6 protein-coding genes are annotated in these 13,947 nt (G+C 60.1%); 3 read left to right on the top strand and 3 right to left on the bottom strand.

The features are described from left to right. Positions 1-72 precede the first annotated feature (72 nt). The gene (locus HY011_14370; GenBank protein MBI3424113.1) at positions 73-846 is read left to right on the top strand and encodes a histidinol phosphate phosphatase; all 774 of its coding nucleotides are present in this window, start codon (positions 73-75) and stop codon (positions 844-846) included. 25 nt (positions 847-871) lie between these two features. Then, complete coding sequence (locus HY011_14365) at positions 872-2,221, top strand: 5'-deoxyadenosine deaminase (GenBank protein ID MBI3424112.1); 1,350 nt, start codon at positions 872-874, stop codon at positions 2,219-2,221. Between the two features lie 233 nt (positions 2,222-2,454). Here HY011_14365 and HY011_14360 read toward each other — a convergent pair whose 3' ends face one another. Beyond that, positions 2,455-8,160 (bottom strand): VCBS repeat-containing protein, encoded by a 5,706-nt coding sequence (locus tag HY011_14360; GenBank protein MBI3424111.1) that lies wholly within the window; start codon positions 8,158-8,160, stop codon positions 2,455-2,457. Between the two features lie 830 nt (positions 8,161-8,990). Here HY011_14360 and HY011_14355 point away from each other — a divergent pair. Next, positions 8,991-10,622, top strand: coding sequence for an FAD-dependent oxidoreductase (locus HY011_14355; protein MBI3424110.1), 1,632 nt, complete (start codon positions 8,991-8,993; stop codon positions 10,620-10,622). A 1-nt stretch (position 10,623) separates the two neighbouring features. On the opposite strand, the gene HY011_14350 is transcribed toward HY011_14355, so the two are convergent. Both HY011_14350 and HY011_14345 read right to left on the bottom strand, forming a co-directional pair. Continuing rightward, complete coding sequence (locus HY011_14350) at positions 10,624-11,916, bottom strand: SUMF1/EgtB/PvdO family nonheme iron enzyme (GenBank protein MBI3424109.1); 1,293 nt, start codon at positions 11,914-11,916, stop codon at positions 10,624-10,626. A 57-nt stretch (positions 11,917-11,973) separates the two neighbouring features. Further along, positions 11,974-13,458 carry an SUMF1/EgtB/PvdO family nonheme iron enzyme gene (locus HY011_14345; protein MBI3424108.1) on the bottom strand — a complete coding sequence of 495 codons (1,485 nt, stop codon included), beginning with the start codon at positions 13,456-13,458 and terminating at the stop codon, positions 11,974-11,976. Positions 13,459-13,947: the final 489 nt, after the last annotated feature.

Raw genomic sequence — 13,947 nt, 5'->3', positions numbered from 1 at the left:
CGAGAGCAGGGCGACAATGCTGCACTCGCGCCTTCGTCTTTGTGCCGGACTGGCATACAATCGCAACCCGTTATGCCCAATATCAACGATTTACTTTCTCTCTACTCAACGCTGAACGAGTTGAGCCGCAAGGCCGGCGCGATTGCCAAGCGCTATTACAATTCGCCCGCGCAATTCGAGGTCGAACACAAGGCTGATAACAGCCCCGTCACCAAGGCCGACCGCGAGATCGAAACCTTTCTGCGCGACGAATTGACCAAACGCTTCCCCGACCATTCGATCTATGGCGAAGAGTATGGCGAGACGGCCCGGTCGAGCGCCTATCGCTGGATCATTGATCCGATTGACGGCACCAAATCCTTTGTGATGCGCACGCCCCTGTTCGGTACGATGATTGCGCTCGAACGCGACGGCGAGTTATTGCTCGGCTCGATTTACTTGCCGATTCAAGATCAACATCTGATTGGTTCCGCAGAAACGGGCACCTTTCTAAACGGCGCGCCGTGCCGCGTTTCAGACACCCCGACATTGAGCCAGGCCAAAGTGATCCTGACTGACCCAATGACGTTGCTGGAATCAGACGAGGTCGCCACAGTTTGCCGCCAGGCGCGGTTGGTGCGCGCACACGGCGATTGTTACGGGTACTTTCTGGTGGCGACGGGCCGCGCCGATGTAATGATCGAACCGGGCGCACTGGCCTATTACGATGTCGCGCCGATGCCGCCGATTTTGCGCGGTGCGGGTGGCGTCTTTTCGACGCTCAAAGGCGATTTGGATTTTGCCAGCGGGCAAGGGCTGGCGGCGAATCCGCAATTGCACGCCGAGATTTTGCAATTGTTGAATTGAGCCGAGACAGGTGTAAAGGTGAATTATGGCTGCAAGGACTGTCATTCAAGGCGCAACCGTCATCACGCTCGATGCGCACAACCGCATCTTCACAGGCGATGTAGTGATTGAACAGGGCAGGCTCGCCGCTTTTGATACGCCGCTCTCCGCGCCGTTCAACGCCGCCACAGATGAAGTGATTGACGGGCGGGGCCGCGTCTTGCTGCCCGGCTTTGTGCAAACGCACATACACCTTTGCCAAACGTTATTTCGCGGCGCGGCGGATGACCTGGCGTTGATTGACTGGCTCAAACAACGTGTTTGGCCTATGGAAGCGGCGCACACGCCCGCCTCGCTGCACGCTTCGGCGCAACTGGGCATTGCCGAATTGATGCGCGGCGGCACGACCTGCGCGCTGACGATGGAAACGGTCAATCACACCGAAGCCGTGTTTGACGCCGCCGCCGCCGCCGGTTTCCGCGCCACCATCGGCAAATGCATGATGGATTTCGGTGAGGATGTGCCCGCCGCTTTGCACGAAGAGACCGACGCTTCGTTGGCTGAATCCTTGCGCTTGCTGGAACGCTGGCACGGGCAGGCGGACGGGCGCATTCGCTATTGTTTTGCGCCGCGTTTCGCCGTCAGTTGCACACGCGGCTTGCTGGAAAAAGTAGCTGAAACCGCGCGCGCACGCGGCGTATTGGTGCACACGCACGCTTCAGAAAATCGCGACGAGATTGCCTTGGTCGAACGCCTCAGCGGTCAGCGCAACATCGCCTATCTCAACGAAGTCGGTCTCGCCAATGCGCGCACTGTGCTGGCGCATTGCGTTTGGGTGGACGCCGCCGAACTCGACATCCTGCAAACCACAGGCACGCACGTCGCGCATTGCCCGTCTTCCAATCTCAAACTCGCCTCGGGCATTGCGCCCGTGACCGAAATGTTGCGGCGCGGCATCTCGGTTTCGCTCGGTGCCGACGGCGCGCCCTGCAACAACCGGCTGGATATGTTCACCGAAATGCGCACGGCGGCGCTCTTGCAAAAAGTTCAGCACGGGCCGCGCGCGCTGCCTGCTTTGACCGCGCTGCGCATGGCGACGATTGACGGCGCGCGCGCCTTGGGCTTGCAAGCGGAAATCGGCAGCCTCGAAATTGGCAAACGCGCCGATTTGCAATTGCTCAAGCTCGATCAATTGCACACGACGCCGCAACCTGATCCGGTTTCCACGATTGTCTATGCAGCGGAAACGAGCGCGGTCGAAACGGTTTTGATTGATGGGCGAATTGTCGTGCGCGCGGGAACGCTCACGATGTTGCATGAACAAGCTGTGATCGAAACGGCGCAGCGCCAAGCGCAGTCGCTGTCGCAAGCGCTGGAACACCGCGAAACCCTTTGAGGATGGTTGCGGCAAGCAACTTGTACAGGACTTACGCAAGACACGAACAGGTTAGCCACAGAGGCACGGAGACACAGAGCTTTTTCACCGTGTCGGCAACGTTCTCCGTCTTTCTCTGTGCCTCTGTGCCTCTGTGGCAACTCTTTGCGTAAGTCCTGTTGTAAACAAAGCCGGGGGTTTGGGGCAACCCAAACCCCCGGCTTTCTAGTTGTAGGGTTTGACGAGCACCCGTTTTACTTGGGCACGGGCACATCTCCGTTCTGCCCGTGTTCCTGAATCAGCAATGTGCCATTCGTACTGCGAATGGCGGCCCACGTCCCCGTCGTCGGTCGCCAGATCGCAATGTCCGCCTTGCCGTCGCCGTCGAAATCGCCCGGCACCGGCACATCGAAATACGGCGCGTAGTTCGCCCCAAAGAATTTCAGAATCGGCGCGCCCGGCGTGGCGCTGGGGCGGATGTACCAAATCGTATCGCCGCCGCGCCAGATGGCCAGATCGGTCTTGCCATCACCGTCGTAATCGGCTTGCACCGGCACATCGTTGTAGGGCACAAAGCCCGCGCCCCATTGAATGATCTGCTGGCCGCCCGTGCTCAACAACAAGTGCCAGTTGCCCGTGCTGGGCCGCCAGACCGCGAAATCGGTTGTGCCGTCGCCATCGTAATCGCCCGGCACCGGCGTATCGCCATTCACGCCCCAGGCTTGGATCAGATTGCCGCCGTCCGAACTCTTGCGCACGAAAAAGGTGCCCGTGGTCGGACGCCAGACGGCCAAGTCAGTCTTACCATCGCCGTCATAATCGCCCGGCACCGGCACATCGAAATACGGCGCGTAGTTGGCGCCATAGAATTGCAGGATAGCCTGTCCATCGCTGCTCTTGCGGATGTACCAGATCGAATCGCCGCCACGCCAAATGGCCAGATCGGTCTTGCCATCGCCATCGTAATCGCCCGGCACGATGACATCGTTGTAAGGCGCATAGCCCGCGCCCCACTGCGTTGTTTGCAGCAGGCTGTTGGAAGAATTGATGGTCAGCCAATTGCCATTGCCGGGCCGCCAAACACTCAGATCGCTGCGCCCATCGCCATCGAAATCGGCGCGCACAAAGCTGCGGATGACTGTTAGCGTATATGCCCGCGTACCGTTGCAAGTGTTCGCATCGGTGGCGCGCACCGTGAAGTTGTATACGCCCAATTGCGTCGGCGTGCCCGTCAACGCTCCATTGGCCGCCAGGTTCAAGCCGTTGGGCAACGCGCCGCTTTGCAAGGCAAAGGAGTACGGCGCATTCCCGCCCGCCGCCGTCAGGCTCTGGTTATACGGCAAGCTCAGCCTGCCATTCGATAACGCCGCCGGATTGACTGTAATCGTGCTGCAAGCCGCCACGGTTAGCGTGTAACTTTGGGTGCCCATACAACCGTTCGCGTCGGTGACCTTGATTACGAAGTTGGAAGCGCCGATCACCGTGGTCGATCCCGCGATTTCGCCCGTGTTGCTCAACATAATGCCCGTTGGCAAACTGCCGCTGAGCAGGGTGAAATTGTAAGTCGGTGTGCCGCCACTGGCCGTGAGCGGCTGACTATACGACTGCCCGGCAACCGCGTTGGGCAAATTGCCAGGCGCGATGGTGATGGCTCCGGGCGAGTAGGTGACGACGACATCATCCGTTGAGGTGCAGCCGCCGTTGGCAATTGTCCAGCGCAAGGTGTATGCACCCGTTACCGAGGCTGTTGCTTGTGAGGTGGGCGCATTGGCGTTGCTGAAAGTGAGCGTGCCCGGCCCGCTCACTCGTGTCCACGTACCTGTGCCAAGGCTGGGCGTATTGCCCGCCAACGTGGCGCTCAGGCCGCAGACGTTTTGATCCGGCCCGGCATTGGCCGTCGTAGGCGGCGCGGTATAGGTGATGACAACATCATCTGCCAAAGTGCAACTGCCATTGGCAATCGTCCAGCGCAAGGTATATGCGCCCAACCCCGAGGCTGTCGCAGACGAAATTGGTGAGCTAGCATTGCCAAACGTAATCGTGCCGGGGCCGTTTACTTGCGTCCACGTACCAGTGCCGATGCTGGGCGCGTTGCCCGCCAGCGTTGCGGTCAACGTACAAACGTTTTGATCCGGCCCCGCCGCTGCCGTGGTTGGTTGTGCGGTGTAAGTGACAACGACATCATCGGTCGTATTGCAACTGCCGCTGGCAATCGTCCAACGCAGAGTATAGGCGCCCGCTGTCGAGGCCGTCGCTGTGGCAGCGGGCGCACTCGCGTTGTTGAACGTGATCGTCCCCGGCCCGTTTACTAACGTCCAGGTACCCGTGCCGACGATTGGCGGATTGCCCGCCAGCGTCGCCTGCAAGCCGCAGCCGCTTTGATCCGGGCCAGCATTGGCCGTGCTGGGCGGTGCGCCGAAATTCACGACGACATCGTCTGCCGAAGTGCAAATGCCATTCGCAATCGTCCAGCGTAAAGTGTAAGCACCTGCCACCGCCGCTGTGGCCGTCGCCGCCGCCGCATTCGCATTGCTAAAATTGATCGTGCCCGGGCCGCTGACCAACGTCCAGGTGCCCGTGCCAATGCTGGGCGTATTCCCCGCCAAGGTTGCTATTAGATTGCAAACCGCCTGATCCGGCCCGGCGTTCGCCGTCGTGGGCAAGGGCGTGATTGTTACCGTAGCGCTGCCACTGCCGGTGATCGGACAGTTGTTGATGTCTACGCTGCCGGCGGCCAGGGCATAGCTGGTCGTTGCGCCGGGGCTGACTGAAAAGTTGAAGGGGCCTGCGCCGCTGAGTGTGCCGCCGCCATTGTTGAGCACCACTGTGTAAGGCGCAGTCCCGCCCGTGACGCTCACCGTGACCGTCGCTGTGCCGCCCGCACAAATCGCGCCGCCGCCGCTGACCGTGCCGGTAATGGTTGGGCAACTGATCGGTACGCAAGTACCGGGGAATCCCGCATTGGCAATCGTGACCGAATCTACGTACCAGCCCGTCGCGGCCACGCTGCCGTCGTCGCCTTCGTGCCAGCGCAACTTCATGCTTTGTCCGGCAAAGGTGCTCAGGTTGACGCTGACCTGGGTCATCGCGCCAATCGTCCCGCTCACCCAGCCGCGCAAGCCGCCGAGCGGGTTGCCGAAGGTGTTGTTGATCGTGCCGTTGAAAAGACCCGCCGTAAAACGCGCGTCGGGCATCACCGTCCAGGTCGCGCCGCCGTCAGTCGAATACTCCAGCGTGCCGCCGTCATAGCCTTGGGCGACGGTGCCTTCAAAAGCGTAGGTGTGCCAGAAACTGAGCGTCGTGTTGGCTTGAGCCGTGAAGGCGGGCGAGACCAGCACGCGGTCGGCAATATCGGTTTGACTGGCTGAAAACCAGTCGTGCGTCGGCGTTTGCGCTTGCGTAGTTGACCAGGCCCAATCCACGCCGCCACTGATTGCCGCGTGCGTCCAGCCCGTGTTGTCAAAGCCGCTGGGCGCTTCAAAGGTTTCCGTCAGCGTGGTGATCGTGATCGGCCCGGTCGGCGTGCCACTGCGTTCGACAAGGTTGGATTCGGCGAGGGAGGTCGCATTGTCTACGGCACGCACGATGTAATAGTACGGCGTGCCGTTCATCAAACTGCCGCTGTCGTTATAACTCGTGCCGCTGACGGTCGCGATTAGATTGCCCGCGCCGGGTGTGAAGCCCGAATTGGTCGAACGATAGACGCGATAACTCAACGGGCCGCCGCAAAAGGCCGTGCCCGCCGACCACGCCAGACTGAGCGAACAGGTCGCCTGGGCACTGTTAGTCACGCTGGTCAGGCCCGCAAACGCTGGCGGCAGGTTGCACACGCCGGTCGCGGTGCCCTGACTGCAAGCCGATTGCGCCGATTCGCAAGCGCCCGTCGCGTCCTTGCCGGTGACTTTGTAGGAATAAGTGACGCTGCCGGAAACAGCATTGTCCGCGTAAGACGTGCCCGCCACATTCGAGGCGATCAGCGTGTAAGCGCCTGGCGCGGCACAGGTGCCCAGCGCGCGATAGACATTGAAAGTGGCGGCGGCAGGTGCGCCGTTCGTCCAGTTCACCGTCAACTGATTGGCCGCCGTCGCCGAAACGCTGGTGATCGTGGGCGCGCCGGGGGGAGTGCAGGCGGCATCGGCAATCTTCGCCGTCCAAACCTCTTCGCGCGCGCCGCCGCGCCGATCCGTCCACGATGGAAACAGGATGCCCGCATACGCCGACAAGCCGTTGTAATCGCCGTATTGATTGCCGGTATCCGTGCCCGTGCTGGTTTCATCGGTTTGGCCGGTCGTGACTTGCTCGGCTGCCGACCAGGTCACGCCGTCATCAAAGGAGTGCTGATAGTAAACGTGCGTTTTCTTCCGCCCAGCATCGGCGACGGTGTCGTAATACATAATGCCGAGCGCGCCGGTCGTTTCATCCACCGCCAGCCATTGATTGAATTGGTCGTTGAGGCTGGCCTGATGATTGACTCTGATTTTGGCCGCCCAGGTGGCGCCGCCATCGGCGGAACGCGCAAACCAAATGCGCGTCTTGCAAGCGGAAGCCACGTTGGAAGCTGGTTCGTTGGCCGCTGTGGTACAACCCGCTTCGCCGCTCAAATCCGTCCAGGCGGCATAGACCAGATTCTTGGCCGCCGTGCGATAGGTCGCGCCTGAAACATAGATCAGCGCGCGACGGCTATTGAAGGAAGGCACCCCAATATCATACGTGTCATAGGTCGAGGCGATTTGCACCGGCACCCCAAACGAATCGCCGCCGTTGATGGATTTGGTCACGAAGACGCGCGCGTTGCCGGTGGTGGGCCAGAAGCCGAAGACATCGCCAAAGCTGTTGCTTTTGACATCGCCGCCAATGGCTGTGCCAGTGCTTTCAGCGCCGCTGACCTGTAGCGGGCTGGCCAACCAAGTGCCGCTGACGCCGGCGGTACGGCGATTCATATACGCCGGGTTGCCGTTGTGCCAGATGGCATACATGCGATTGAAATAGGGCGAGGTCGCACTGTGATCCACCCAGACCATTTGTTTGTCCACGCTGGTCTGCGTGCCCGAAGGCGTGGTTTCAAACGTCCAGGCCGCGCCATTGTTGGTCGAAAAATAGTTGCGCAATTTGAGCACCGTGGAGCTGGCATCAATGCCCAAGGTTGATGACCACGCGCGCCCGTCCGAAGTCCAATCCACCGTCGGATCGGAATGAAAGGCATCGCCGCTTTGCAAAGCCAGCGCTGTTTGCGCCCAACTCACGCCGCTGTTGGTTGAATAAAAAACGGCCTGCTGCCCGCTGGCCGTAATGGCATTGGAGGCCGAGATGATTTTGGTCGGATCGAAAAAGTTGATGCGGATGTCCGATTCACTGCGGGCCGTGGTTTGTGCGCCCGAAACGCGTTGTTCATTGGTGATGGTCGAATTCGGCGCTTGCAACCGTTCAGCTTCTTCTTCTTCCTCTTCGTTTTGCTGTCCCGTGCCGAGGGGTTGAAGCCCCATCCCGGAGCGTAAATCCTGATGCCACTCCATCCATTCCAACACCTCTTTCAAAACGTGTGGATAGCCGCCGATGGGGTCTGCCGCCGAATAAGTGAGTTCGGGATGCGCCTTGCGCCACCACACGCGCAGCCAGGGCGGCAAACCGCGTTTGTCGCTGATTTCATCCTGGCGCAACAGGGTGAACTCCTGGTTTTCCTGGATCAGTTTTTCAAGGGCCGTGCCCGGTCGCACCTTGGACTTTTGCAACTGTTCGGCCAAGGTGGGCCAGGTCGTGAGTTGTTGCTGGGTCGGTTCGGCGGCGAGCACGCCCGCGCCCAAAAGGTTGCGCCATGCCTTCCGGCTGATTTCTGACGCCGCACGCGAAAAGTGTTTGACCGACACTTTGACGGCTGGAAGACGCCACGCCGCGCCTGCGGCGGCAGCGACGGTAAACAAAATGACGAAGAGTAACGATAATGATCTAACGCGGTTTTTCAAGGGTTCCTCCGGACAACTTTACAGCTTGACGCGGCCAGCAACGGGCACGGCGGCGCCGATGATATTTTTTGACGGGATGCAGTTATTCGTGTGACGAATTGACAAGCAGCAAGCGCGCTGCCTGTCAATCACGCACGGGCATTGGTTGTGAGAACCAAGCCGGATTGGATTTTTGGGATGAGTCTACAAGGGCACCGAAGCCAAAGGACTTCGTGAAGCGTTCGGCGTGTTTCGCTCAGTTATGATGAAGTCGAAAAGGGTGTAACTCCGCTTCAGCCAGCCAGCGCTGAAACCGCCTGGTGATGCGGCAGCGACTTTCTGGTGTAACGGTCTGCGGCGGTAAAGCAATCAAGTTCACGGCTGCTCTTCCGCGCAAAGAATCTCAGGGAACACGTCCAAGCTTGTTGTTTTGACGGCGAGGATTATTCGTTATGTCCGTGCAATTGCCAAGCATTTTATCAATCCGGGCGGCTGTTTTTTTGCGCGCCTGCCTTGACCGGCAGGCAGTCCCGCTGACCAGCTTGGCAGCCAGTTTGGGAATTATGCTGAAAGCGGCTCGTCGTCGTGGCGAATTTATGCGTGCACGACAGTGCTGATAAATTCGCCACTACAAGAGGAGTCGCCCGCAAGTCATTGTTCAAGCGTGCGTGCAGAATCTTTAGATCCAGGGCTTTTGCAAAGTCGCCAGCCAGATGTCTTTGGCCGATGTTTGAGGACCTTTGCAAAGCCCTGTCTTTAGGCCTCGCGCAAAAGCTGGCGATTTGACAGCCGTGCGGGGTGCGGCTAGAACCGCAGACACAAAACTTTCCGGAAAGGTTGAGGCAAACAAGGTGAGCGCAGCGAAGACCAGGATTCTGATCGTAGGCGGCGGCGTGGGCGGTTGTGCCGCCGCGCTGGCTGCCGCTGAAATGGCGGTCGAACACAGCTTGCACGTGACCTTAACCGAAGCGGGCGAATGGTTAGGCGGACAACTGACCGCACAAGCCGTGCCGCCCGATGAGCACGGCTGGATCGAGGGCTTTGGCTGCACGGCCAGCTATCGCCGCTGGCGCAATCGCGTGCGCGGTTATTATCGCCGCAACTATCCGTTGAGCGCGGCGGCACGGGCGGCGCGTTTTTTGAATCCAGGCAACGGTTGGGTCTCGCCACTCTGTCACGAACCGCGTGTGGCGCTGGCCGCGTTAGAAGAAATGTTCGCGCCGCTGGTCAGCCGGGGTGTGTTGACGATTTTGCGCGGGCACAAGGCCGTTGCGGTGGACGCGGACGGTGACCGCGTGCGCGCCGTGCGCTTGCGCGATCTGCGCGCTGGCAGGGAATGCGTGATCGAAGCGGATTATGTTTTGGACGCGACCGAATTGGGCGATCTGCTGCCGCTGGCGGGCGCGGAATACGTCACCGGGTTTGAGTCACAAGCCATGACCGGCGAGCCGAGCGCGCCGACTGAATATCAGCCCAGCAATGTGCAGGCGTTTTCGCTTTGCTTCGCGCTCAGCCACTACGCGGGCGAAGACCACACGATTGAACGGCCCGCCAATTATGAATTCTGGCGCGACTTCGTGCCGCCGCTCGCGCCCGCGTGGCCGGGGCCGTTGCTCGCGTGGACGATCACGCATCCACGTTTGATGACGCCACTGACCTATCATTTCACCCCGCACCAGGAAGCCAACCAAGTCTTCGCCGGATTGTGGACGTATCGCCGCATCCTCGACCGCGACAACTTCGCGCCGCCCTTTGCCAGCGACATCTGTCTGGTCAATTGGCCGCAGACCGATTATCTGCTGGGCGATTTGTGCACCAGCAGCGAAGCCGAACAAGCGCGGCATCTGGCCGCCGCGCGCGAGCAAAGTTTGTCGTTGGTGTACTGGTTGCAAACCGCCGCGCCACGTTCTGATGGCGGTGTGGGCTGGCCCGGCTTGAAACTGCGCGGCGAGGTGACGGGTTCGGCGGATGGCCTGGCGCAGGCGGCTTACATACGCGAGTCGCGGCGCATCCGGGCCGAGTTCACGATTATCGAACAGCATGTGGGCGCGGCGTTGCGGCCCGGTCAAACGTTGGCCGAGCGCTATCACGATACGGTCGGCATTGGCTATTACCGCATTGATCTGCATCCCAGTTCGGGCGGGAACAATTACCTTGATGTCGGCTCGTTGCCATTTCAAATTCCGCTGGGCGCCTTGATTCCGCAACGGCTGGAGAACTTGCTACCCGCGTGCAAGAACATCGGCACGACGCACATCACCAACGGCTGTTACCGCTTGCATCCGGTTGAATGGAACATCGGGGAAGTGGCGGGGCGCTTGGCGGCGCATTGTCTGTTGCAACAGATCACGCCGCGCGCCGTGCGCAATGAGGCGGACAAGTTGGCGGAGTTTCAAACGCTGCTGGTCAAGCACGGCGTCGAATTGGCCTGGCCGGACGATTTGGTGCTGGCGGAAGGCGACCCGCACATTCACGCGCGCTGAGTTAGGGCTTGACCTCGCGCACGACGCGAAAGCCAATGTCGGCGCGGCCCTGGGCAGGGAAGTAGTAGTTGCGTTCGTAAGGCGTCAAGCGGCTGCCCGTGCGTGATGCCACGCCGCCGCGCACGACACGCTGCGGGCCTTCTTTGGACTTCTTGAGTTTGGGCGGTTGAGCCGGACCGGGCGGATTGACCTTCTCGCGGCGCTTGTAATAGTTGGGGTCGTACCAATCCTGACACCATTCATAAACTAAGCCGACCGATTGATAGGCATTGCTGACAGTGCGCGCCGCCTTTTCCCATTCGGCTTCGGTGGGCAGTCGGTAACGCGCACCGGTTTGCTGCGTCAACCAATGGCAAAAGGCGGTGGCATCTTCCCAACTGATGCCCGCGACGGGATTGTCTGCCTGTGCGGCAGGATAGTTTGCGCCTTGCCAGCCGGAAAGTTGCGGGTTGGGTGCGGGATGATTGGTCGCCGTGACGAATAGTTTATAGCTGCGATTACTGATCTCGCGTCGTGAGATTTCAAATTCGCTGAGCGTGACCGGATGGGCGGGTTTGGCATCTCGCGGGCCGCTGTCTTCGCCCATTACAAACTCACCACCGGGCACACGCACCATTTCAGGAGTGAGGTTTGGCACCAGCACAATTTCCACCTGTGTGGCCTCGCCCGCCGTCACCTTGACGACGTTGCGCCAGTCGCGGAACCCGGCTTTAACGGCCCGCACGCGATGATCACCCGGCAACAGCCCATCCACCGAAATCTGCTGGCCCGCGATGCTTTTGACGCTGAGCCGTTCGTCAATGAAAACCTCAGTGCCTGGCTGATTGACCTGAATGGCGAGTTTGCCAGTCAAGGCTTTCTTTTTCTGCGCGACAGCAAAATTTGTCGTCGGGGCTTTGATTTCCACCGCGCCCGTCCACGCTTCGTATCCGTCCGCGTTCACACGTAACTGATGTTCGCCCAGCGCGACGGCATTGAGCGCGAGCTTACCGTCCCTGCCGATGATGCCGCGCGTCTGACCATCGAGTTCAACCGCCGAATTGGGAATGCCGGTAACCAGCAAACGCGCTGTGGCCACGGGCGACGAACGCGGTTTGGCTGGGGCGGTTTTGGCCGGTGCGGTTTTGGTGGCGGCGGGTTTAGGCTTGGGCGGCGCGGGCTTGGTTGTTTTGGGCGGCGTTTTGGCGGGCGCGGGCTTCGGCGGCAGATCCCGTCCAGTCGGGTCTTGCGCCGCCAAACAGAGGCTATTCAGAAACAGGAGCAGAAAGATTACGAAGGGGGCTAACGCTTTCATAACTATTTTGGTCAAGCCGGGCTTGGCTTTTGGCGCGGACGACTGGCGCGCAACCATTTACTGGACATCGCGCACGCAGCGGAAGCCCGTTTTAGGATAGACCTTGTCGGCTTGCACGACGCCGCGATACGTGGTGGTGGCGCGGTCGTTGCGCACGTCATAGGCACCGCCGCGGATCACCTTGCGCGCGACCTGTTGATCGGAAGCGATGGCCTCCTGTGTTTGGTATGAGCGCAACTCGCTGGCCGTCCATTCCCAGACATTGCCGCACAGATCGAGCGCGCCAAATGGGCTAGCGCCGCCGGGATAACGGCCCACTTCGACAATCTTGCTCGTCCCGCTCTCGGCGGTGTTGGCGAAATCCTGGTGCCATTCCGCGCCCCACGGATATAGGCGGCCATCGGTGCCACGCGCCGCAAATTCCCATTCCTCTTCGGTCGGCAAACGTTTGCCGACCCATTCGGCATAGGCCACTGCGTCGTTCCAGGAAACATTGACGACGGGATGTTTGGCCTCGCCGGCGGGCGGTTGGTTGCCACGCCAATGTTGCGGCGCCGCGCGTCCGGTGGCGTCTACGAAAGCTTTATATTGTTCATTGGTGACCTCGGTGCGGTCTAGGTAAAAAGCCTTCACGGCCACGAAATGTGCTGGCTTTTCATAATCATCGCCATCCGTGCGTCCCATCTCGAACAAACCGCCGGGAACATAGACCATGTCCGCGGGCACCTGAGCGTTTGTTTCCGGCGAGGCTTGTGATTGCACTGAAGCAGTGGCTTCAGGCGAAGGCGTTGAAACAATCCCCGGCGACCGGGGCTGCCGCGAAGTTTGCCAGACTGCCGTGAGCAAAAACGCCAGCAACGCCATCGCAAACATCACCATCCAGGTCGCCCAGCGCGTGCGTTGGCCTATGCGTTGGGTTTCCACTGAAGGCTGACGGAGTGCAGTTGGTATGGCGTCCATTTGGCTGGCAATTTTATGCGTTGAAGCATCCTCGCCCAGGGCTTGCCGCAAAGTTTTTAGTTGCGCGCCAGCCGCACCACTGCTTACAGAGTCGCCGGGGGGAGGAGGGAATTGCGTGGTGACACGTTTCTTTTCCACCGCGCGCTCGCCTGTCACGCGAGTGTTTTCTGTTTCAAGCTGCGGCTCAACAGGTGGCGTTGGTTCATAAGTCGGGTTGCTTTTGCGAATTTGCTGCTCGAGGTTGACGACCGTGGCGCCGAAAAGGTCTTTGACAGAGATGAGCGGCTCGTCTTCTTCGATGGTGGTGGCCAATACATCGACCTTGGAAATGGGCGGGGCAACCGGTGTGGATTGCGTTTGCACCGGAGCGCCATTGGCGCTGGGCGACTGGCGCATGCCGCAGTTCTCGCAAAAATGCGAATGCGGAGTGGTTTCTGCGCCGCAATAGTTGCAACGCGGGGCGCTCGCATCCGCCACTACCTCACGCGTGACACCGGCATTGAAGGCCGAAGTCTTACCTGCGGCGGCGAGTGTCAATTGCAGCGCCCGGTCACGATCTAAGCCGCAACGTTTACAGAACAACCAACTGCTACGCCAGTATGTGCCACAATTGTGGCACGACCCTGTCACCGTTTCCTGGCCCAGCGCCCCTGTGCGCACGCCACAAAGCTGACAAGTCTTTTCCCCGCGTATCAAACGCGCGCCACAGCGAGTGCAGCACAGCGATTCCGTGACGGGCTCACCGACGGCGCACACCAAAGGCTGGCCGCAACTTCGGCAAAACTTCAACTCGTCGGAATATTCCAGGTTGCACGCACTGCAATACATAGCCAAGCTGCTTCCGCGGCCCTAGAGCAAGCCGCCCTCAATCATGACGGGGGAGGCCCATATCATAAGGTTCGTTCATCATCAGGCGCAAGCAACACAATCGCCGCCGCCGCGCTGCGCAGTTAGAATTTAGAATGAGGATACTTCGCTGCGCACGTTGTAAATAACATCCATCAAGTCCAGCCGCTGATTGATCTCAAACAAGATGAATAGCTCGCGCGCCAGCTTGACCGGCGCGCGGAC

Source organism: Acidobacteriota bacterium (genome assembly GCA_016196035.1).
In the GTDB taxonomy this organism is placed as follows: Bacteria; Acidobacteriota; Blastocatellia; order RBC074; family RBC074; genus JACPYM01.
Note: the sequence above shows the minus strand (reverse complement) of the source record. Positions and strands in the feature narration are given on the sequence as shown.

What these genes read in the sequence shown, in the direction of transcription:
- HY011_14365 (MBI3424112.1), top strand. Translation starts at nt 872, where the DNA reads ATGGCTGCAAGGACTGTCATTCAAGGCGCAACCGTCATCACGCTCGAT.
- HY011_14350 (MBI3424109.1), bottom strand. Translation starts at nt 11,916, where the DNA reads ATGAAAGCGTTAGCCCCCTTCGTAATCTTTCTGCTCCTGTTTCTGAAT.
- HY011_14370 (MBI3424113.1), top strand. Translation starts at nt 73, where the DNA reads ATGCCCAATATCAACGATTTACTTTCTCTCTACTCAACGCTGAACGAG.